We start from the raw sequence: 21,928 nt of genomic DNA, 5'->3' as shown, positions 1-21,928 counted from the left end.
GAATTACATGCACAACTGCGCGACAATACGCCGCGAACAGCCTGCAACATGAGCAGATTTTTGCGGCGCACAAAGATCTATGGGGTCGCGCCCTCCCCGATCAAAGCAAACGGTCCCCAGATCGCGGGATATGCATTGCGTGGTGAAGACGTGTCCGCGAGATAGGCCAGCATGGCCTGCCGCAACGCCTCCGCGCGTCCGAGTTTCGGTTCAAGCTTCAAACGATCGAAAGTCGAAATCGCAAGCCGCGTGGCAGCTGCGGAATCGACCGCCCAATGCGTCACCAGCAGCGCGCGTGCGCCGGCATAGAAGAAGGCGCGCGCCAGTCCCGACAGCGCTTCCGCACCGGGCCGGTCGCCGGCGATGGTATTACAGGCCGACAGCACCACCCAATCGGCGTTGAGCTTCAACTGCGCGACCTCGCTTGCGGTCAGCAGCCCATCTTCGATGTCGCTCGGCTGCGCGGGAATGGACAGCGCAAGTGACGGCTCGGCGAGGCCCTTGACGTCGCCGGCCACCAGCCCATGGGTTGCGAAATAGACGATGCGATAGTCGGCAAGCCTGGCGCGCTTGAGCGTGGTCTCGCTGGCATCACTGCCGAGATGGATATCGGATGCGGCTGCTCCCAGGTCTTTTGCCACAGCGTTCAGCTCGTCGGCGGTATCGGGAAGCTGGGGCAGTGCGAGCGCGAGCCTGCCGCGATCGACACCGACGCCGCGCCAGAAATCGGTGTAGGCGATAGTCGCGAGGCTGCGTGACGCAGTCACGGCGGCGCGTTTGCCGGCGCCACCCTCATTCGGGTTGAACAAGGGGTCGCCGAAACCGGTCATAGGCTTGATCGCCTGGTCCCGCTGCACAAAGCCCCGCAGCGCCTTCAGGCTCGCAACAGACGGCAGCACCGACACGGCATGGCACCTGATCAGCCAGGCGGCATCGCGATAGCCGTCGAACGTCTCGGGGATCGCAGCCTGAGGCTTCTCAGTGACCATGAGATGGAAGGGCAACGCGGTCAGCGCGCCCTGCGGCACCACGAGCAGGCTCCGCTTGTCTTTCACCAGCGGCTCGACCGGACCGAGCAGCGTCGCATAGAGCTCGTTGGCGAGGGCAAGGTCGAACAGGCCTGATTTTCCCGAGGCGTCGCTGGCGCGGCCGACATCGAGCCCCTTGCGAAATGCGGCGACCTTTTGCGAGACCGCGTCAGCGCCGAGCGGGATCTGCCTCCAGTCGGAGCCGTCACGCGTGATCGCGATGACGTAGCTCTCCTTCTCGGCCAGTGCAAACAGCACCATGGCTTCATCGCTGGCCAGCAGCGCCTGAATGTCCTTTGCGGCAAGCGGCAGCGGGTTCGATAGCGCGGCGTAATCCGGAAACTCCTTCGCAAGCGATCGCTGCAGGCTCGAGCGCTCCACTGCAATCGCGGCGAGCCGTTCCCGCTCGCGCTTTCCCGCAGCCGCATCATGCCCGCCGGCTTTGGAAGCTGCCGCCACGATCGCCCTGTCCAGCGCGTCCGCTTCAGCGGCGAGGTCCTGATCTCTGCGCACGAGCTCGGCCAGGTGATCGCTTCCTGCCGCAAGCCGTACCGCAAGCTTGTTCACGGCTGAGGCCGCAGACGATTGATTCCCGCGCTGGATCACCTCAAGCGCCTGATCCAACGCCCTCTCCCGCGGCATCAGCTGCTTGGCGGGCGCCGCGAACAGGACGGCAAGCGCGCTGCGCAGCTGCGCCTGCCCAGTTGCGAGCGTCTTGTCGACCAGCGGCAGCGCGTCCGCGGTGCGGCCCTGCGCCTGATAGAACGCGGCGAGATTGTTTTGCGAGGTCGCGACATCGGGATGCGCAGGGCCGAAGCCGTGCTCGCGGATGGCAAGCGCCCGCAGGTAAAGCGGCTCGGCATCCGCGGCGCGGGCTTCGCGCTCATAGAGATCGGCGAGATTGTTGAGCGAACGCGCGACATCGGGGTGCTCATGTCCAAGCAGCCTTTCCCGGATCGCAAGCGACTGCCGGATCGGCGGCTCGGCCTCGGCGTAGCGGCCTTCGCTCTTCACCACTTGGCCAATGTTGTTCAATACCGTCGCAGCCGCGGGATTTTCCGGACCGGCCGCCTTCTGGTAGATCGCAAGCGCCCTGCGCAACAGCGGCTCGGCATCGGCGTGGCGATTCTCGCGCTCATAAAGCGTTGCAAGATTGTTGAGGGCCTTGCCGACATCGGGATGGTTGGGCCCATGCGCCCGCTCCCACAGCGCAAGCGCGCGCTTGAACAAGGGCTCGGCTTCGTCATAACGCGACTGCCGCTGATAAAGGGCGGCGAGATTGGTCAATTCCGGCGCGGCATCCGCGCTGTCGAGACCGCCAGCCTTCTCCATGACCGCGATCGCGCGCTTGTGGAGCGGCTCGGCCTCGGCATCGCGCCCCATCTGGCCATAGAGCTGGGCGAGATTGTTCAGCGCGCCGGCGTAATCGCGACTGTTCGGCTGCGATTTCTCGAGCTCGGCGACCATCGCCTGCGCCAGCGCGATCGCCTCGGCATATTTTCCGGCCTCACTGAGTGCGATGACCTTGCCGCTGCGCGCGAACAGGCCGCCTTGCGCCGCCGCGGCGACATTGAAGGACACACCGGCGCCAAGCGCGAGCGACAGCAGCACGACAGATCGACAGGCAGACTTCATCACCGTTCTCGCGCGAGTTGGCCAGCTTGCCTTTGGTCGCGAGAACGCCAGTGAGCGTTCACCAAATGGCTGCTTAGGAGGCTGCGCGCGCCTCGTCCGCCAGTCTCACCAGCATCTTTCGCAATTCACTCGCATTCGTGACGCGCGCGGGGAAATCGAGCCGCAGCGTCGCCTCGCCCGCCTGCAAATCGATGCCATCAGGATCAATCGAGGTGCAACGCCAGTCATCGCTCGCCCCGTCAAGCAACCTGGTTGCATAGAGATTGAGTGCCTCGCGATGATCGGTGTTCATATGCTCGACCGCACCCGTCTCTGCCTCGATCAAGCCTTTCGACGCACTGATGTCGGTCAAGAATTGTTCCGGCTTGAGATCGAGGATCCGGCCAAATCCGGCCACCAGATGGACGCCGCTCGGCATGATCCGGAAGAAGGAGAAGTCCGGAAAATCGAGATAACCTTCGGCACTGGGATGGGCTGCCAAATAGCGCCGCCGCACCAGGTCCAATTCCTCCGCTCCGACCCGTTCCGCCCGCCCCTGCAACATGATGCGCGCACCCTCGAGGGGATCGCCGGGAGCACGTTCGTCCAGCATCAGGGAAACGCGCCCATCCGCCAGGATATTGCTTGTATGTACGGCGAGTCGGGAAATCAGCAGGATGGGGGTACCGTCGGGGTGGCTCGCCACGTTGACCAGAGAGCAGTAAGGGGCGCCTGTTCCGGCCATCAGAGTCGCCAAAGCCCCCTGACGGCGCCGCCGGAGCAGGGAACGGGTCACTTTCGAGGGGTCGAAATCGGCCGTCGGTTGCATTGTTTTTAACTCGTCATCTTATTGCAAAGAGGCCCTTTTTTCGGCTAAAGGGCGTTTAGATGGGTCGGACGCGAGTCGTCCCCGGGAACTCGGTCACACTTCAGCCCAGCTTGCAATGCTCGCTGGCTACATTCGAAACCCATTCTCATACGGCGCATCACCTGGATCGCCCGTCGTTCAGCCAACTAAACTGAAAGCAGGCCCATGCCCACAATCGCCCTGGTCGACGACGACCGCAACATTCTCACCTCCGTCTCGATCGCGCTGGAAGCGGAAGGCTACCGCATCATGACGTATACCGATGGTGCGTCGGCGCTTGACGGTTTCCGCACCACCCAGCCCGACCTTGCCATCCTCGACATCAAGATGCCGCGCATGGATGGCATGGAGACGCTGCGGCGCCTCCGTCAAAAGTCGGATTTGCCGGTGATCTTCCTGACCTCCAAGGACGAAGAGATCGACGAATTGTTCGGCCTCAAGATGGGCGCCGACGATTTCATCCGCAAGCCGTTCTCGCAGCGGCTGCTGGTCGAGCGCGTCAAGGCCGTGCTCCGCCGTTCGCAGCCCAAGGATCCGGCCGCAGCACCAAAGGAAAATGACGCCAAGGCGCTCGATCGCGGCCTCTTGCGCATGGATCCCGAGCGTCACACCTGCACCTGGAAGAACGAGCCGGTGACGCTCACCGTGACCGAATTCCTGATCCTGCAGGCGCTCGCGACGCGTCCCGGCGTGGTCAAGAGCCGCAATGCCCTGATGGACGCGGCCTATGACGACCAGGTCTATGTCGACGACCGCACCATCGACAGCCACATCAAGCGGCTGCGCAAGAAGTTCAAGGTGGTCGACCAGGAGTTCGAGATGATCGAGACGCTCTATGGCGTCGGCTATCGTTTCAAGGAAGCCTGATCTGCATTTTGTTTGACGTGCCTTTGCGACGCCATCACAGGACTTGGGGTAGGGTCTTGGGGTAGGATGGCGGGGGAATAAGACGAGAAACAACCGCCGTGCTTGATCGAACGCAGCCCGATTCCGGACTGAACGATCCGGGCGTGTCCTCTTCCGTGGTTCTGGACGCTGCGGAAGCGGAAGCGCTGCCGGCCAAGGGATGGCGTGGTCCGCTCAGCTGGCTGAGCCGGGCCGGCCAGTTTCTCTTCACCCTCTCCTTCTCGAGTCTCACCCGGCGCATCGTCTCGCTCAACATCGCGGGCCTGCTCGCGCTGGTGGCGAGCATCCTTTACCTGTCGCAATTCCGCGCCGGCCTGATCGACGCCCGCGCCCAGAGCCTCCTGGTGCAGGGCGAGATCATCGCCGGCGCGATTGCGGCGTCCGCGACGGTGCAGACCAACTCCATCACCATCGATCCCGACCGGCTGCTCGGCCTCAAGCCCGGCGAGAGCCTTGGCGCGCCCGACGAATATCTCGACTTCCCGATCAATCCGGAGAGGGTCGCGCCGGTACTGCGCACCCTGATCTCGCCGACCAAGACGCGCGCGCGCATCTTTGACCCCAGCGGCGGCATCATCCTCGACAGCCGCAGCCTGGAAAATGTGCTGCGCTTCGAACTGCCGCCGCCCTCGCAGCCCGGCCTCTACGAGCGTGCGACCACTGCGGTGCGCACCTGGCTCAACCGCGGCGACCTGCCGCTCTACCGCGAATACGATAATGGCGACAAATATGAAGAGGTCGCCGATGCGCTGAAGGGCCAGAAGCGCAGCATGGTGCGGGTCAATGCCCGCGGTGAGGTGATCGTCTCGGTCGCGGTGCCCGTGCAGCGCGACCGCACCATCCACGGCGCGTTGATGCTGTCGACACAGGGCGACGACATCGACCAGATGGTCACGGCCGAGCGGCTGGCGATCCTGAAGGTCGGCGGCGTGGCGTCAGCGGTGATGATGCTGTTGTCGCTGCTGCTTGCGAGCACCATCGCGGGCCCGGTGCGGCGCCTCGCCGACAGCGCCGAGCGCGTCCGCCGCCGCATCAAGACCCGCGTCGAGATCCCGGACTTCACCCGCCGCCGCGACGAGATCGGTCATCTCTCCGGCGCGCTGCGCGACATGACGGACGCGCTCTATAACCGTATCGAGGCGATCGAGATGTTCGCCGCCGATGTCGCCCATGAGCTGAAGAACCCGCTGACCTCGCTGCGCTCGGCGGTCGAGACGCTGCCGCTTGCGCGCAACGAGAACAGCCGCAACCGGCTGCTTGGTGTGATCGAGCACGACGTCAAGCGGCTCGACCGTCTGATCTCCGATATTTCCGACGCGAGCCGGCTCGATGCCGAATTGCAGCGCCAGGACATGGTGCCGGTCGATATCCGGCGACTGTTGACGACGCTCGCGTCCGTCGCCAACGAGACCAAGCTCGGCCACGACGTCGGCGTCGAAGTGCGCTTCGAGGGCAAGAGCTCCGACACCTTCTCGGTGCCCGGCCACGATTCACGGCTCGGCCAGGTGATCACCAACCTGCTGTCGAACGCGCAGTCGTTCTCCGAGCCCGGCCAGAAGGTGCGCATCCATTGCCGCCGCGTCCGCGCCGATATCGAGATCGTGGTCGATGACGACGGGCCCGGCATTCGTCCCGACGCGCTGGAGCGCGTGTTCGAGCGCTTCTATACCGACCGTCCGCATCAGGGCTTTGGCCAGAACTCGGGCCTGGGCCTGTCGATCTCCAAACAGATCATCGACGCGCATGGCGGGCGCATCTGGGCCGAGAATCGCGCAGGGCCGGCCAACGAGGACGGCGAGCCGACGGTCGTTGGCGCCCGCTTTGTCGTCAGGTTGCCGGCCCTATGACCGGCGATGCCGCGCCAAGCGTGCATGCCTCCGCCGTCAAGGTCGGCAGCCACGCGGTCCTGATCCGCGGCCCCTCCGGCGCCGGCAAGTCGCGCCTGGCCTTCAATCTGATCCTGGCGGGACGCTCGGGACTGCTCCCTCCGGCCGTCCTGGTCGCCGACGACCGTGTCCGGCTGGACACAGATGGCAAAGAATTAATTGCCCGTGCGATACCGGAGCTCGCCGGCCTGATCGAGATTTTCGGGCTCGGCATTCGCCGCTGCGACTATGTAAATGCGGCCCCGATTGGGCTTGTGGTCGATCTTGTGGCGAGAGATGCCGAGCGACTGCCGCCTTCCGAAGCCCTCCAGATCGTGCTTTCTGGTGTTTTGCTACCGCGAATCCCTGTTGCAGCCGGCCATGATCCCCTCCCGCTGGTTGTCGCCGCGCTGACGACAACTGCTAGTTCATCTTCCGTTAACCATTGGGGCCATTGTGAGAAGGGAATTGGTAACCATATCAGTCCCACACTCGCGACCGAATAGACCGTCGCGGCTCCCTCTCCCCTGCCGCCAGATTCCGGGAGAACCGCAAACATCCCCTCTTGCGCGGGGGCGCTGGATGGTCAAAGTGGCGCGTTCGTGCGGTGCACCAATGGCACCCGCGAGGAGTTTCCGATGATTGGCCTAGTACTGGTGACCCACGGGCGCCTCGCCGACGAGTTCAAGGCGGCGCTTGAACATGTGATGGGTCCGCAAAAACAAATCGAAGCGGTCACGATCGGCGCCGAAGATGATTCCGATCTCTGTCGCAGCGACATCATCGAAGCGGTCAACCGCGTCGATTCCGGCGATGGTGTCGCGATCCTCACCGACATGTTCGGCGGCACGCCGTCCAACCTCGCGATTTCCTGCATGAGCCGCCCGAAGGTCGAAGTGCTCGCGGGCATCAACCTTCCCATGCTGGTGAAGCTCGCCAAGGTGCGTGAAGAGCGCTCGCTGCCCGACGCGATCGCGATGGCGCAGGAAGCGGGGCGCAAATACGTCACCATCGCCAGCCGTGTTCTTGCCGGCAAATGAGCGACGACGACGAAACGTCGATCGAGCATATTCCCGGGCCGCGGGTGCCCGAGGACGCCATCTCCAAAGAGCTTCTGATCATCAACAAGCGCGGCCTGCATGCGCGCGCCTCTGCAAAATTCGTCCAGACCGTCGAACGCTTCAACGCCGAAATCTGGGTGACACGCGGCAGCGAGACTGTCGGCGGCACATCCATCATGGGATTGATGATGCTCGCCGCGGCGCCCGGCACCACCATTGTAGTCTCGGCAAAGGGCGCTGAAGCGGAAGCCGCGCTCGCCGCGATCACCGAGCTCGTGGAGAGCAAGTTCAACGAAGAAGGCACGTGAGGCCCTGTCGTCCTGGCCAAGCGCAGCGCGAGCCGCAACCTCGGGCGGAATTGGCATAGCGTCCCTATCCTTCGTCATGCCCGGGCTTGACCCGCCTGCGCGGCCATGACGACTTGAGGCAACAATCTCCTGCCTCATCGCGGCTTGGGGCTATAGATCACTGCTCTTCGGCCGGGACGACGGAGAGCTATTTGCTCGGCGGCTGAATAAAAATCTTCCACGCAACCGACGGCCCTGGATGGCCCTGGAAGAAGCGTTGCGTGGTCATCACGAGCTGCTCTGCATTGGGCGCGTTCTGCTTCATCCAGGCTTCGCATTCCGGCAGCCGGTTATCTGTCGTGTCGCAGATGCCGATGAAGCCGAGACGCTTGGCCTCATCCAGCGAAGTCAGCCCGGACGACCACAATTCACCCGGCGTCAAGGGCGCCGGGTGGTCGGGGCTGTAGAACGTCATGGGCTCGCCGATTTCGGTGGTGCCGGCGACCACCGCCCAGCGCGAGCCGAAGCGCTCGTGCCAGGCCTGCGTCAATTCACGCGCGAGCTGCGAGCGCGCCGCGTAGCTGTTGGCCGAGTTCGGATTCTCGGCCATCTCGCGCTCCGCAATGGTTGGTGCGGCGAGCAGCGCGGCAAGCGAGAGCACGAACCAGATCACGACAATCCGGAACAGGGCGAGCCCGGGCACGCGCAGCCGAGGAAGCGCGACCAGCGCGAGCGGCACAAGGAAGAACAGCGAGATACCCCAATCGGTCTTCATGTAGACCGCCAGCGCAAGGCCGCCGAGCGGCGGGCCGATCGCGACAATGATCTGGATGATCCAGACATTGAGCGCCTGCGCGCTATCGACGCCTGGATTGGGGCCGCGCGACCAAATCGCCGAAAATCGCGAGCGCCATAGCAAGGCCAAAAGCCCCAGCAATACCGGCACGGCCAGCAGACCGAGATTGTGCTCGACATAGCCGAGCACTTGCTGGGCACTCAGCGCAGGGCCGAGGTGTCCGTAGACATCGTCAGCATAGGTCAGGGGCACGAAATCGACGCTCTTGAGCCAGATCAGATGCGGGATCATCGCAACGACCATGGTCGCAATCCCCACCCACGGCGCCGGCGAGCGCAGGAATTTCAACCGATCGGGATGGATCAGCGCCGCAAGCCCGATGGCGCCGATCATGGTCAGCACCCAGTATTTGGTCATCAGCGCCAGCGCACCGGCGAGGCCCAAGAAGACACCGGACGGCCAAGTGCGCTTCTTGAAGGCGTCAAGATAAGCCAGCACCAAAAGCGGCAGTGTGACGAGCTGCAGCAGGTCGGGGTTGTATTTAAATCCCTTGAAATTGAAGATCGGATAGAGCGCGAGCAGCACCACCACGAAAAAGGCACGGCGGCGGTCGACCACCCGAAGCGCGACGAGATAACAGAGCACGAGCCCCACCCCGAGCACCGTCATCGCCAGCAGATAGGTGGCCCAGTCCGCGACCGGAAAGAACCTGAACCAGAGGCCCGCGATCCAGCCCGACAGCGGCGGATGCTTGCCATAGCCCCACTGGAACTTTTGGCCCCAGGCAAAGGCCTCGGCCACATCCATATGGACGTCCTGGGCCGCCTTCAGCTTGATCAGGGTCTGCGTCCAGATCAGGGCATGCAGCAGGGCAAAAGTGATGACAAGCCAGAGACCCGTCTCGGGATCCCGCACCCGCGCCATCAGCCACGCGGCGGGACGGCGCAGGACAAAACGCCAGCGCCGCACATGGGAGGCGGTGGGTAACAATGATGCAGTCGACATGCCCCACGCGTAGCGCTTTTTCAGGCCAAGAGGAATTGGCTTGGAATCAGCTTGGCGTGAACAAAAGCCCTGAAAACAAAGCAATAAGGTTGCCGCCCCGAGAGGCCAATGCTATCCCGCCGCCCATGACGACCGCCCCCATTTCCAACATCCGCAACTTCGCCATTGTCGCCCATATCGACCATGGCAAGTCGACCCTGGCCGACCGGCTGATCCAGATGACCGGCGGCCTGTCGGATCGCGAGATGGCGGGCAAGGAGCAGGTGCTCGATTCCATGGATATCGAGCGCGAGCGCGGCATCACCATCAAGGCGCAGACCGTCCGGCTGAACTACCATGCCAAGGATGGCAAGGATTACATCTTCAACCTGATGGACACGCCCGGCCATGTCGACTTCGCCTACGAGGTCTCGCGGTCGCTGGCCGCCTGCGAAGGCTCGCTACTCGTGGTGGACGCGAGCCAGGGCGTCGAGGCCCAGACGCTTGCCAACGTCTACCAGGCGCTCGACAACAACCACGAGATCGTCCCGGTCCTGAACAAGATCGACCTGCCGGCGGCAGAGCCCGAGAAGATCAAGCAGCAGATCGAGGACGTGATCGGCATCGACGCGTCCGATGCCGTGATGATCTCCGCCAAGACGGGCCTCGGCGTTCCCGACGTGCTGGAGGCGATCGTCACCCGCCTGCCGCCGCCGAAGGGCGATCGCGATGCGACCTTGAAGGCGCTCCTGGTCGACAGCTGGTATGACGTCTATCTCGGCGTTGTCGTTCTGATCCGCGTCGTCGACGGCGTGATGAAGAAGGGTAGCCGCATTCGCATGATGGGCACCAAGGCGGCCTATGACGTCGAGCGCGTCGGCTTCTTCACCCCCAAGATGCAGCAGGTGGACGAGCTCGGCCCCGGCGAGATCGGCTTCATCACCGCGGCGATCAAGGAAGTCGCCGACACCCGCGTCGGCGACACCATCACCGACGACAGGAACCCGGTGAAGGAAATGCTGCCGGGCTTCAAGCCGGCCATTCCCGTGGTGTTCTGCGGCCTGTTCCCGGTCGATGCCGACGATTTCGAAACGCTCCGTGCGGCGATGGGCAAATTGCGTCTCAACGACGCCAGCTTCTCGTTCGAGATGGAGACCTCCGCCGCGCTCGGCTTCGGCTTCCGCTGCGGCTTCCTCGGCCTATTGCATCTGGAGATCATCCAGGAACGCCTCTCGCGCGAGTTCGATCTGAATTTGATCGCGACCGCGCCGAGCGTGATCTACAAGATGCATCTGACCGACGGCTCGATGATCGAGATCCACAATCCTGTCGACATGCCCGACGTGGTCAAGATCGCGGAGATCGAGGAGCCCTGGATCGAGGCGACCATCCTCACGCCGGATGAGTATCTCGGCAGCGTCTTGAAGCTTTGCCAGGACCGGCGCGGCGCGCAGAAGGAGCTGACTTATGTCGGCAACCGCGCCATGGTGAAATACGACCTGCCGCTCAACGAAGTGGTGTTCGACTTCTACGACCGCCTCAAGTCCGTCTCCAAGGGCTATGCCTCGTTCGACTATCACCTGACCGACTACAAGCCCGCCGATCTCGTTAAGATGCAGATCCTGGTCAATGGCGAGCCGGTGGATGCGCTCTCGATGCTGGTGCACCGGACCCGCGCGGAGGGCCGCGGCCGCGCCATGGTCGAGAAGATGAAGGAATTGATCCCGCCGCACATGTTCCAGATCCCGATCCAGGCGGCGATCGGCGGCAAGGTGATCGCGCGCGAAACGGTCCGCGCGCTGCGCAAGGACGTCACCGCGAAATGCTACGGCGGCGACATCACGCGCAAACGAAAGCTTCTGGAGAAGCAGAAGGAAGGCAAGAAGAAGATGCGGCAGTTCGGCAAGGTCGACATCCCGCAGGAAGCCTTCATTGCCGCGCTGAAGGTGGATAGCTGATCCACGGCACTCTCATCCCGGGGCGCTCGCATCAGCGAGCAGCCCGGAATCTGGAGATTGTGGCACGAGATTCGGGGTTCGATGCTGACGCATCGCCCCGGAATGACTGCCTTCCAATCCGTCTTGCTCTTGCCATCCAGATAGATCACCATCGCTTCCTCTAATTTATAAATCGATAAATAAGAGGGACCGCCATGAGCAAGCCTGCCGCTCTTGACCTCGTCGAGCGCGCCCGCGCGCTGGCTCCGCTCATCAGCAACGAAGCCGACGAGATCGAGCGGACGCGGCGGCTGACGCCGGCGGTGACGGCGGCGCTGATCGAGAACGGGCTCTACCGTGCGCTGCTGCCGCAGAGCCTCGGCGGCGCCGAGGCGCCGCTTGCCATCTTCATGCAGATGCAGGAGGAGATCGCCAAGGCCGATGCATCGACCGCCTGGTGTCTCGGCCAATGCAGCGTCTGCGCCATGGTCGCGGCCTATCTCGATCGCGATGTGGCCGAGGAAATCTTCAACAAGCCGCCCGGCATCCTGGCCTGGGGCGCCATTGCCCACGAAGTGCGCGTGGTTTCCGGGGGCTACCGCGCCAGCGCGCGCTGGGACTTTGCCTCCGGCTCGCGGCAGGCAAGCTGGCTCGGCGCGCATGTCAGGATCCTCGAGGAGGACGGCACGCCACGCAGGAAGCCGGACGGCACGCCGGAAATCCGCACCATCCTGTTCCCGGTTGCAAGTGCCATCATGCATGACGTCTGGGACGTCATCGGGTTGAAGGGCACCGGCACGGATTCCTATTCGGTGGACAATCTGTTTATTCCCGAGAAATTCGCAGCCCTTCGCGATGAGCCGTCCGCCTTGCGCGAGCCGGGGCCGATTTACAAGATCCCGACCCACTACGTCTTCGCCATGGGGTTTGCGGCAACCTCCGTGGGCCTCGCCCGCGCCATGCTGGATTCGGCCATCGATCTCTCCCGCAGGAAGACCCCGCAGGGGTTGTCGGCGATGCGCGAGAACAATGCCGTCCAGGGCCTGATCGGCCGCACGGAGGCGACCTTGCGCGCCGCGGGGGCCTATCTCTATTCCACCGCGGCCGAGGTCTGGCGCGATCTCGAGGCGGGCGCGCCCGTGACCGAAGCCCATCGTATTGCCATGCGCATCGCCGCGACATGGACCATTCACCGGTCGACTGCCGTGGTCGACACGGCCTATCACATGGCCGGCGCCACCGCCGTATTCGCGGCCAACCCGTTCGAGCGGCGCTTTCGTGACATGCACACCATCGCCCAGCAGATCCAGGCGCGCGACACCCATTACGAGGACGCCGGCCGGGCGATCCTGTCGGACAAGCTGCAGGCGCCGCCAACGGCCCGATGAGACCGAAGATGAACCAGCCAATGCAGGGCTTGGTCTGCAGTCATGCTCTGCGCGCAGGTGGTATTAGCCAATATTAAACAATCACGGGTATTCGGAAACCAGCCACGCGCAGTTCGGAATGCCCCCATGTTCAAGCTACGGTCGATCGCCGCCCGCCTGATCCTTGCCATCTCGTTAACGGTTGCCGCAGCCTGCGGAATCCTCGGGACCTTCTCGATGCTGCAGCAGCGTTCGCTGACCCAGCTTGCGCTCGAAGAGCAGCTCAAGCTGCAATATGACAGCGTCGTGGCAGCGATCGATTATGAGGGCCGCTCGACGCTCGCCGTCAGCGCGACGATCGCGGGACTTCCGCCGGTGGCTGACGCGATTGCCAATGGCGACCGCGAGGCGCTGGGCGCCCTGCTGCTCGGCGCCAACAAGGCGCTCAAGGCGCTGGACATCCCGCTGATCTCGTTCCAGACGCCGCCCGCGATCACCTTTTACCGGGTCCACAATCCCAAGACGTTCGGCGATGATGTCTCCAAGCGCCGGATTACGGTGGCCGAGGCAATGAGGACCGGACGGCAGATTGTCGGTGCCGAGCCCGCGCTGGAATCGCTGGGCATCTTCGGAATGACGCCCATCCTGCGCGATGGCAAGGTGCTCGGCAATGTCGATATCGGCGCGGCTTTCGGCAAGGAATTCGTCCAGCGCGCCAAGCAGCGCTTTGGCATCGATCTCGCGGTCCACTGGTTCGATGGCACGAGCTTCAAGCAGCTGTCGTCCACCTTCGGCGACACCGAGGTCGCGACGCCTGCCGAGTTGAAAGCGGCCTTCGACGGCGCAGTGCAACTGCGTGACACCACATTCCGGGGCCATCCCGCCGCTGTCTATATCGGACAGATCAAGAATTACGCCGGCCAGCCGCTGGCGGTGCTGGAGATCATCAAGGATACGACTGCCTATGAGGCGGCGGCGAGCCGCGCCCAGACCACGCTGCTCGTTATGACGCTGGCGATCCTCGCTGGCGCAGCGCTCCTGGCATTCCTGCTCGGCCGCGGCATGTCGCGTCCGCTTGTCGCAATCACGGAGGTCATGAACCGGCTGTCGAGCGGCGACACCTCGGTCGAAATTCCCGGCGGCGAGCGCAAGGACGAGGTCGGCACCATGGCGCAAGCGGTCGACGTCTTCCGCCGCAACATGATCGAGACGCGCGGCTTGCGCGAGCAGCAGGAGGCCGCCAAGCGGGCGACGGAGGTCGAGAAGCAGGCGCTGCAGCGCCAGATGGCCGATCGCTTCGAGGCGGATGTGAAAAGCGTGGTGGCCCAGGTGGCGCAGGCGACCAGGGAGATGCAGCGCGTGGCCGGCGAGATCACCGCTAGCGTCACCGGGACATCCCAGCGCGCCGCCGCCGCGGCCACGGCTTCCGAACAGGCGTCCACCAGTGTCAGCACGGTGGCTGCCGCGACCGAGGAGCTGGCTTCCTCGGTGGCCGAGATCGGCCGCCAGGTGACGCACTCCTCCAACGTCGCCAACGGCGCCGTCGAGAAGGCCAGTAAGACCACCGAGATGGTCGCAAGCCTCGCCTCCACCGCCGAGCGGATCGGCGACGTGCTGCGGCTGATCGATGCCATCGCAAGCCAGACCAATCTGCTCGCGCTCAACGCCACGATCGAGGCGGCGCGCGCCGGCGAGGCAGGCCGTGGCTTTGCCGTGGTTGCCGCGGAGGTGAAGGGGCTGGCGAGCCAGACCGCGAAGGCGACCGAGGAGATCGCGGGCCAGGTCACCGCCATCCAATCGGCGACCTCGGAATGCGCAACCGCAATCGGCGGCATCAGCCAGACCATCCGCGACATCAGCGGCATCGCCGCCAGCATCGCGGCTGCTGTGGAAGAGCAGGATTCGGCCACCCGCGAGATCGCCCGCAGCGTGCAGCAGGCGGCGGCCGGCACCGGCGAGGTCACCCGGAACGTGGCGGGCGCAAGCCAGGCCGCCGACCGCTCCCGCGCGCTGGCCGACAGCGTGATGGTGGCGTCCGGCCAGCTCAGCCGCCAGGCCACCGCGCTGTCCGACAGCGTCGACACGTTCCTCGCCGGACTGCGCAACGCGGCCTGAGACAACGATGTGTTGATGCATGGCACCCGGTCGGGATCTGTCAGCCCGGCGAGCACCGCGCAGCCTGCCTCTCCAACCCATGGTGAGGATCAACGCCATCATCAGGAGCAATGCGACTCCGACCACAAGATCGAGCATCCTCTCACCGGCCGAGCAGTAACCATTATTGACGCAGGCCGTCGACTGCCGGCGTCCTGAGGCCCTTTCGGGCAGCCTGCCGGGTGGAGATCAACGAATTGCGATCGGGACCCAGCAGGCCTTCCGTGTTAGATTCGCCGGCGCATAGAGTGATGCGATGCCAGCCCGCCCGATTCTGATCCCGCTCTTGTTCGGTCTCGTCTGCGCCACCGCGCTGACAGCGCTTGCGCAGGACCTCGGCACGGTCAACCCCAAGCCGCTGCCGCCGCTCGAACATCCAAACGATCCCAAGCTCCCCGCCAAGGAGCTGTTCGCCCGCAAGCTCAAGCCCACCGCCGGTCCCGCCAACGCGATTGGCTCCTATACTGCGGGCTGCCTCGCCGGCGCCGAGCCGATGCCGGTCACCGGCGATACCTGGCAGGTGATGCGGCTGTCGCGCAACCGCAACTGGGGCCACCCCGACATGATCGCGCTGCTCAAGCGCCTGTCGGTCAAGGCGCACAAGGATGCCGGCTGGCCGGGCATCCTGGTCGGCGATATTGGCCAGCCGCGCGGTGGCCCGGCGCTTTCCGGGCATGCCAGCCACCAGCTCGGTCTCGACGCCGACATCTGGCTGACGCCGATGCCGGATCATTTGCTGTCGCGCGAGGAGCGCGAGGAGATGTCGGCAACCATGATGGTGCGCGACGACCGGCTCGACATCGATCCCAAGGTCTGGACGCCGACGCACTGGATGGTGCTGCGCGACGCGGCGCAGGAGCCGGCTGTGCAGCGCATCTTTGTCAATGCCGCGATCAAGAAGGCGCTGTGCCGCGACGCCAGGGGCGATCGCAGCTGGCTCAGCAAGATCCGCCCCTGGTATGGACATGACTATCATTTCCACATCCGCATGCGCTGCCCATCCGGCGACAGGGAATGCAAGGGCCAGAAGGATCAGGAAGGCGGCCAGGCCTGTGAGCCTTCCGATCTCGCTTATTGGTTCAAGGATTCCATCATTCATCCCACACCACCCAAGGAGCCTGCCAAGCCGTCGCACGGCATCACGCTGGCGCAACTGCCGCCCGATTGCAGGAAGGTGCTCAACGCACCCGCCGCCAAGCAATAACGCGACGGTGTCTTCATTCCGCCGCGCGTTCCGCTAAGATGGCGCCACGCGCCGTAAGCGCGCTCCAGCCTCGGGCCAGGACCTGGTCCTCTCCATTCCCGCCTTCGCCGACGCGAGGCCGTCGTGCTGGCGCGGAATGATCCTCATGCAGCAACGATGGATTGATCATGCGTGGCGTGATGACGGTTACTCTCCTTTTGGTCTCCCTTGCGCCCGCGTTGTTTGGGCCCGCTTTGGCGGCGGAGGAGCCGAGCGGCTGTGACAGGTTCAAATGGAATATCGAGCATGAGCGCGTCGCGCTCACGGCTCCGGATCGCGCCAAGCTCACCTCGGGCACCGAACTGGCTGCCGTACCTTCCACCGGCATGATCCTGGCGTTGCGCACGCCGTCCGAGGCCGGGCTGCCGTCGCCCCCTGAACGCGCACCGAAGGAGGGCACGTTTGCCGGCTTCGCCAGCTTCAAGGCCACACCGAAGGCCGGCATCTACACCATCAGCCTCTCGGCCGGCGCCTGGGTCGACGTGGTCCAGGACGGCCATGTCCTCAAGCCGAAGGGCTTCAGCGGCGCGACCGACTGCGAGGGGATCCGCAAGACCATGAAGTACGACCTCGCCGCGGCTCCTTTCGTGCTGCAGATCTCCGGGGCCAGGGAGGATTCGATCTCGATCGCGATCCTGCCGTCGGAATAGGCGAAAGTCGGCAGCCGCCGGCTTTACCCACAGTCCCAGCCTGTTATGGTCAGGCCCGCGACATCCCCCATGACCGTAAGTCCCAAGGGATGGCCGGAACGGCGCTTCCGCTGTCGCCCCCAGATTTAACCAACGCCTGATTTGCGCGTGCACCGCTCTGCGCGTCGCGAACATGCATGGAGCGCTTCGATGCATCGTCTTTCCGGGATTTTCGCCGCCTTTGTCATCCTCTCGGGATCGGCTTGGTCTCCCGCTGCCGCGGAGGACAAGGTCCTCACCGTCTTTGCTGCCGCATCCATGAAGAATGCACTTGACGATATCGACGCGGCGTTCACCGCCAAGACGGGCGTCAAGGTGTCGGCCAGCTATGCGGCAAGCTCGACGCTTGCAAAGCAGATCGAGCAGGGCGCGCCGGCGGACATCTTCGTCTCGGCCGATACGGACTGGATGGATTACGCCGTCGGCAAGAAGGACATCAACGAGTCCACGCGCGTGAACCTGCTCGGCAACTCGATCGTGCTGATCGCGCCGAAGGATTCCAAGATCGACAATGTCACCATTGGGCCCGGCTTCGACCTGGCCAAGCTCGCGGGCGACGGCAGGATCGCAACCGGCGACGTCAAGTCGGTGCCGGTCGGCAAATATGCCAAGGCGGCGCTGGAGAAACTTGGCGCCTGGCCGGCGGCCGAGCCGAAATTCGCGATGGCCGAGAGCGTGCGCGCGGCGCTGACGCTGGTCGCGCGCAGCGAAGCCGCGCTCGGCATCGTCTATTCCACCGATGCCAAGGTCGAGCCCGGCGTCAAGATCGTCGGCACCTTCCCGGCCGATACGCATCCGCCGATCATCTATCCGGTGGCGGCGACCGCCAATGCCAAGCCGGAGGCGAAGCAGTATCTCGATTTTCTGCACTCTGCGGCCGCCAAGGCGGTGCTGGAAAAGTACGGCTTCATCTATCTGGTCAAGCCGACCTCCTGATTGCCGCCTGCCTGACCGGTCCAGATGTTCGAGATCACACCCACGGAATGGATCGCGATCCGGCTCTCGCTCCGGGTCGCCACCGTCGCGACCCTGGCTGCGACGCCGCTCGGCATTGCGCTGGCGTGGCTGCTGGCGCGGCGCAATTTCTTGGGCAAGTCGCTGCTCGACGCCGTGATCCATCTGCCGCTGGTGCTGCCGCCGGTGGTGACCGGCTATCTCCTGCTGCTCACCTTCGGACGCAAGGGGCTGGTCGGCGGCTGGCTGGCTGATCATCTCGGCATCGTATTCGCTTTCCGTTGGACCGGGGCGGCGCTTGCCTGCGGCGTGATGTCGTTTCCGCTGCTGGTGCGGCCGATGCGGCTGTCGATCGAGGCGGTCGACCAGAAGCTCGAGCAGGCGGCCGAGACTCTGGGCGCCCGACCGCTGAAGGTGTTCTTCAGCGTGACGCTGCCGCTGGCCTTGCCGGGCGTACTCGCCGGCATGGTGCTCGGCTTTGCCAAGGCGATTGGCGAGTTCGGCGCCACCATCACCTTCGTCTCCAACATTCCCGGGGAGACCCAGACCATTTCCTCGGCGATCTACTCGCTGATCCAGACCCCGGACGGCGATGCCGCGGCGCTGCGGCTGGTCATGGTGTCCGTCATCCTAGCGGTTGCCGCGCTGATCGGCTCGGAATGGTTTGCCCGCCGCGCCACCGCGCGGCTGCATGGGAATTGACCCATGCTGCGCGTCGACATCGACAAGCAACTGGGGGACTTCACCCTCTCCGCGAGATTTGAGAGCCAGGGCCGCGTCACCGGGCTGTTCGGCGCGTCGGGCGCGGGCAAGACCTCGCTGGTCAACATGATCGCGGGCCTGTTGCGGGCCGATCGCGGCACCATCTCGCTCGACGGCGATGTCCTCGACGATACGGCGAAGGGCTTCCACCTGCCTGCCTGGCAGCGGCGCATTGGCTATGTATTCCAGGACGCGCGGCTGTTTCCGCATCTCGATGTCGCGCAGAATCTCGACTATGGCCGGCGCATGAACCGCCTCGCGGACGATCCCGCCCAGCGCACGCGCGTCACCGAGTTGCTCGACATCGGCCACCTGCTCGACCGCCGGCCCGGCAAACTGTCCGGCGGCGAGCGCCAGCGCGTCGCACTGGGGCGGGCACTGCTGGCAAAGCCGCGTCTTCTCCTGCTCGACGAGCCGCTGGGCGCGCTTGACGAGAGACGCCGCGCGGAGATCCTGCCGTACCTCGTGCGCCTGCGCGACGAGGCCCGCATCCCCATGGTCTATGTCAGTCACGACCCTGCCGAATTGCGTCAACTTGCGACCCAGATCGTGTTGCTCAAGGACGGGCGCGTGACATCGTTCGGCGGCGTCAAGCTGCTTCAGGGCTAGCCTTGCTCAGATCACCTCCCGCGCTCGCAAATCCGCGATCGCCGCCTCGTCATAACCGAGCGATTCAAGCACCTCGTCGGTGTGGGCGCCGAGTTCAGGGGCCATGCGGTCGAGCCGGCCGCCGCCATGCGCGAGGCGGAAGCCGCTTCCGGCAAAGCGCAGCCGGCCATAGGGCGTCTCGATCTCCTGAATGGCGCCGCGCTCGACAATCTGGGGATGGTCGATCACCTCCTCGATCTTCCAGATCGACGAACAGGGCGCCCCCGCCGCTTCGAGGATCTTTTCCCATTCGCGCGCACTCTTGTTCGACAGCGCCTCCTCGATGATGGCGCGCAGCGCCGGCTCGTTCTCCTGCCGCGCGAACCAGTCGGCGAAGCGCGGATCCTTCAGCGTATCTTCACGACCCAGCGCCGCCATCAGCGCGCGATATTGCTTCTCGTTGTTCACCGCGAGCAGCAGATAGCCCTCACCCGCCTTGAACAGGTTCGCGGTCGGCTTGCGACTGACGGCCTGGTTGCCGGAGAGTTGCTGGCGATGGCCGGCCACCGAATAATCCGCAATCTGGCCCGACAGGAAGGCCAACGTCGCTTCCAGCATGGAGACGTCGACCAGCTGCCCCTTGCCGGTGTGATTGCGCTGGAACAGCGCGCTGGAAACACCGAAAGCAGCCGTGGCCCCGGACAGCACATCGCAGACGGCAAAGCCCGCGCGCGTCGGTCCCGTCTCCTCGTGCCCGGTGATCGCCATGATCCCGCTCATCGCCTGGATCTTTCCGTCATAGCCGGCGCTGAGCCGCTCCGGGCCGGTCTGGCCGAACCCGGACACCGCGCAATAGATCAGCCGCGGATTGATCGCCGACAGCGCCTGACAGCCGATACCGAGCTTGTCCATCACGCCGGGGCGAAAATTCTCCATCACAACGTCGGCGGTCGCGGCGAGCTTCCTCACGATCTCGATCGCCTCCGGCTTGGACAGATCGAGAGTCAGGCTGCGCTTGTTGCCGTTGATGGCCTGCCAGCCCGGGGCGAGACCCCGCTCGGCCCATTCACGGCTGAGCGGGGTGCGGCGCATGTCCTCGCCCTCGCGCCGCTCCACCTTGATGACGTCGGCGCCCAGCAAAGCAAGCTGGTAGCTCGCATAAGGACCGGCCAGCACCTGCGTGAAGTCGAGGATCTTCACGCCCTCGAAAGGTCGGGTCACCGCGATGTCCTCCTGATGGGCATTGTTCTTGTTGTCGGCATAGGCGCGTTGTTGAAGGCCGTCGTGTTGCGGCCTGCGAGATCACGCGGCGCGATTGCCGCGGGCGATCTCCTTCTGCCGGTCGAACTCGGCGCGGCGGCGGGCAAGCTCCTCGGGGCTCATCTGCGCGACATTGTTGTAATCCAGCTTCCAGGAGGCATCCTCACTCCAGCGCAGCGGCGACTGCATGGTGGTGCGCGCGCCGACCGCGCTTTCGAGCAGGCGCAGCGCGAGCTCCAGGGTCAGCGCCTGCGAGGGCTCGTCATGCGGCTTGCCGGCGGAATTGCCGAGCGGGAAATCGCTGAACAGGAAGCGCGGCACGGCGGCGTGCTCGACAATGTCCTTGGCGCAGCCCATCACCACGGTCGGGATGCCGTTCGCTTCAAGGTGACGCGCGACCAGCGCGGTGGTCTGGTGGCAGACCGGGCAGTTCGGCACCAGCACCGCGACATCGACCTTGTCCTGGCGGCAGCGCGCCAGAATCTCGGGCGCGTCGGTGTCGATGGTGACGCGGTGGCTGCGGTTGGTCGGCGCGCCGAAGAAGCGCGGCGCGACCTCGCCGATGCGGCCTGCGGCTTTGGCCTTCAAGAGCTGCGGCAGCGGAAACCAGGTGCCGCTGTCAGTTGCGCTGGTGTGTTTGCGGTCATAGCCGATATGCGAGATGCGCAAATCGTGCGGCTTCGAGGTGTCGCCGTCATAGACTTGGTAGAACTTGGCGCTGCCATTATAGGCCGCCCCCGGCCCCTGGTCGCCCTTGGCGGGATCATAGGGCGCGGCGGTCGTGATGATGGTGACGCGGCTCTGCGACAACGGCCTGGTCAGCGGCTGGAACGGCGCATCGACATAATGCGCCCAGCGATAGGGCGTGGTGTAGCCGATTGCGGCGTAGTAATCGCGGGTCCGCTGCATATAGGGAACGGGTGAATCATAGTCGGGCGCAAAGCCGAACTGGTCATCTTGCGGTGCGGACATGGCGTCTGGCTCCTTGCGTTTCCGTCGCGAGCTTATGGTTGGTGGGTTGAGAGTAGGGTGAGTTGGCGTGATGCTCAACAGCGGAGATGGCGGTCTGCATTGCGTTGCCGGCAAGAGCCACTCGCTCCGCCGTCGTCGCGGCGAAGGCCGGGACCCTGACCCGCGGAATCTCTCGGCGGCGCTCTGTGCCAGACGATCTTCGCAACAATGTTGTCCTGGGGTTATGGGTCCCGGCCTTCGCCGGGACGACATGCGGAGGTTACTGACGCAAGTTTACGTTCTCGCGGCGCGTTTCGCCCGAGTCTTGCTCAGCACCACCCTCCGGACACATGCCGAGGGCGCAGGGAAGGCCGGGTGGCCGCTGCACCCGGGGCTCTCGCGCAGAAAAAACTGCGCAAGCGCAAGAACCTAGGGTACGGCGGTGATCACACCGGCCTTCCCTGCGCGATGGTTTTACGGCTTATACGTGCTCTTGTGTCTGCAAAATCTGCCAGAATGTGCGAACGGGCGGTTCTAACCAACCGCCCGTCGCTGGATCTGAGCCCGTACGTGCTCAAAGGCCGCAAGAGCCTGACGGGGAGCTAGGGACAGAT

18 protein-coding genes are annotated in these 21,928 nt (G+C 64.6%); 13 read left to right on the top strand and 5 right to left on the bottom strand.

The genetic code is table 11. The features are described 5' to 3' along the window. Positions 1-77 precede the first annotated feature (77 nt). Complete coding sequence (locus tag VFB05_RS19395; protein WP_325015039.1) at positions 78-2,663, bottom strand: CHAT domain-containing tetratricopeptide repeat protein; 2,586 nt, start codon at positions 2,661-2,663, stop codon at positions 78-80. Positions 2,664-2,736: 73 nt separating this feature from the next. Next, positions 2,737-3,471 (bottom strand): HugZ family protein, encoded by a 735-nt coding sequence (locus VFB05_RS19390; RefSeq protein ID WP_325015037.1) that lies wholly within the window; start codon positions 3,469-3,471, stop codon positions 2,737-2,739. 204 nt (positions 3,472-3,675) lie between these two features. On the opposite strand from VFB05_RS19390, the gene VFB05_RS19385 reads away from it, so the two are divergent. From VFB05_RS19385 to VFB05_RS19365, 5 genes are all read left to right on the top strand, one after another. Continuing rightward, complete coding sequence (locus VFB05_RS19385; protein ID WP_325015035.1) at positions 3,676-4,377, top strand: response regulator transcription factor; 702 nt, start codon at positions 3,676-3,678, stop codon at positions 4,375-4,377. 98 nt (positions 4,378-4,475) lie between these two features. Then, on the top strand, positions 4,476-6,263 hold the full coding sequence (locus tag VFB05_RS19380; protein ID WP_414643219.1) for a stimulus-sensing domain-containing protein: 1,788 nt from the start codon (positions 4,476-4,478) through the stop codon (positions 6,261-6,263). After that, positions 6,260-6,787 (top strand): HPr kinase/phosphatase C-terminal domain-containing protein, encoded by a 528-nt coding sequence (locus VFB05_RS19375; RefSeq protein ID WP_325015032.1) that lies wholly within the window; start codon positions 6,260-6,262, stop codon positions 6,785-6,787. The genes VFB05_RS19380 and VFB05_RS19375 overlap by 4 nt, the downstream gene beginning before the upstream one ends. Positions 6,788-6,919: 132 nt before the next feature. Continuing rightward, positions 6,920-7,321 carry a PTS sugar transporter subunit IIA gene (locus VFB05_RS19370; protein ID WP_024509305.1) on the top strand — a complete coding sequence of 134 codons (402 nt, stop codon included), beginning with the start codon at positions 6,920-6,922 and terminating at the stop codon, positions 7,319-7,321. Then, complete coding sequence (locus tag VFB05_RS19365; RefSeq protein ID WP_325015026.1) at positions 7,318-7,650, top strand: HPr family phosphocarrier protein; 333 nt, start codon at positions 7,318-7,320, stop codon at positions 7,648-7,650. Before VFB05_RS19370 ends, VFB05_RS19365 begins: the two co-directional genes overlap by 4 nt. Positions 7,651-7,837: 187 nt before the next feature. Here VFB05_RS19365 and VFB05_RS19360 read toward each other — a convergent pair whose 3' ends face one another. Beyond that, a complete protein-coding gene (locus VFB05_RS19360) occupies positions 7,838-9,430 on the bottom strand; it encodes a glycosyltransferase family 39 protein (RefSeq protein WP_325015024.1) in 1,593 nt (530 codons plus the stop codon). A 125-nt stretch (positions 9,431-9,555) separates the two neighbouring features. Between VFB05_RS19360 and lepA the strand changes: the two genes are divergently transcribed. The 8 genes from lepA to modC all read left to right on the top strand — a co-directional run bounded on the left by lepA (position 9,556) and on the right by modC (position 19,124). Further along, positions 9,556-11,367 carry a translation elongation factor 4 gene (lepA, locus tag VFB05_RS19355; protein ID WP_325015022.1) on the top strand — a complete coding sequence of 604 codons (1,812 nt, stop codon included), beginning with the start codon at positions 9,556-9,558 and terminating at the stop codon, positions 11,365-11,367. A gap of 194 nt (positions 11,368-11,561) precedes the next feature. Continuing rightward, a complete protein-coding gene (locus VFB05_RS19350; protein ID WP_325015020.1) occupies positions 11,562-12,734 on the top strand; it encodes an acyl-CoA dehydrogenase family protein in 1,173 nt (390 codons plus the stop codon). Between the two features lie 126 nt (positions 12,735-12,860). Beyond that, the gene (locus VFB05_RS19345; RefSeq protein WP_325015018.1) at positions 12,861-14,828 is read left to right on the top strand and encodes a methyl-accepting chemotaxis protein; all 1,968 of its coding nucleotides are present in this window, start codon (positions 12,861-12,863) and stop codon (positions 14,826-14,828) included. Positions 14,829-15,123: 295 nt separating this feature from the next. Further along, positions 15,124-16,071 (top strand): penicillin-insensitive murein endopeptidase, encoded by a 948-nt coding sequence (gene mepA / locus VFB05_RS19340; protein ID WP_325015016.1) that lies wholly within the window; start codon positions 15,124-15,126, stop codon positions 16,069-16,071. A gap of 179 nt (positions 16,072-16,250) precedes the next feature. Beyond that, entirely contained in the window at positions 16,251-16,760 is a 510-nt protein-coding gene (locus VFB05_RS19335; protein ID WP_325015014.1) for a hypothetical protein, read from the top strand. Positions 16,761-16,949: 189 nt separating this feature from the next. Next, positions 16,950-17,735 carry a molybdate ABC transporter substrate-binding protein gene (gene modA, locus VFB05_RS19330; RefSeq protein WP_325015013.1) on the top strand — a complete coding sequence of 262 codons (786 nt, stop codon included), beginning with the start codon at positions 16,950-16,952 and terminating at the stop codon, positions 17,733-17,735. Positions 17,736-17,759: 24 nt separating this feature from the next. Next, positions 17,760-18,455, top strand: coding sequence for a molybdate ABC transporter permease subunit (gene modB / locus VFB05_RS19325; protein ID WP_325015010.1), 696 nt, complete (start codon positions 17,760-17,762; stop codon positions 18,453-18,455). A gap of 3 nt (positions 18,456-18,458) precedes the next feature. Further along, entirely contained in the window at positions 18,459-19,124 is a 666-nt protein-coding gene (gene modC, locus VFB05_RS19320) for a molybdenum ABC transporter ATP-binding protein (RefSeq protein WP_325015008.1), read from the top strand. Between the two features lie 6 nt (positions 19,125-19,130). Here modC and VFB05_RS19315 read toward each other — a convergent pair whose 3' ends face one another. Then, positions 19,131-20,324 carry a CoA transferase gene (locus VFB05_RS19315; RefSeq protein ID WP_325015005.1) on the bottom strand — a complete coding sequence of 398 codons (1,194 nt, stop codon included), beginning with the start codon at positions 20,322-20,324 and terminating at the stop codon, positions 19,131-19,133. Between the two features lie 81 nt (positions 20,325-20,405). Beyond that, entirely contained in the window at positions 20,406-21,335 is a 930-nt protein-coding gene (locus tag VFB05_RS19310; protein ID WP_325015003.1) for a glycine reductase, read from the bottom strand. Between the last annotated feature and the right edge of the window lie 593 nt (positions 21,336-21,928).

Source organism: Bradyrhizobium sp., assembly GCF_035652035.1.
Taxonomy (GTDB): domain Bacteria; phylum Pseudomonadota; class Alphaproteobacteria; order Rhizobiales; family Xanthobacteraceae; genus Bradyrhizobium.
The sequence above is the reverse complement of the archived record's forward strand: the minus strand, read 5'-3'. Positions and strand labels throughout refer to the sequence as shown.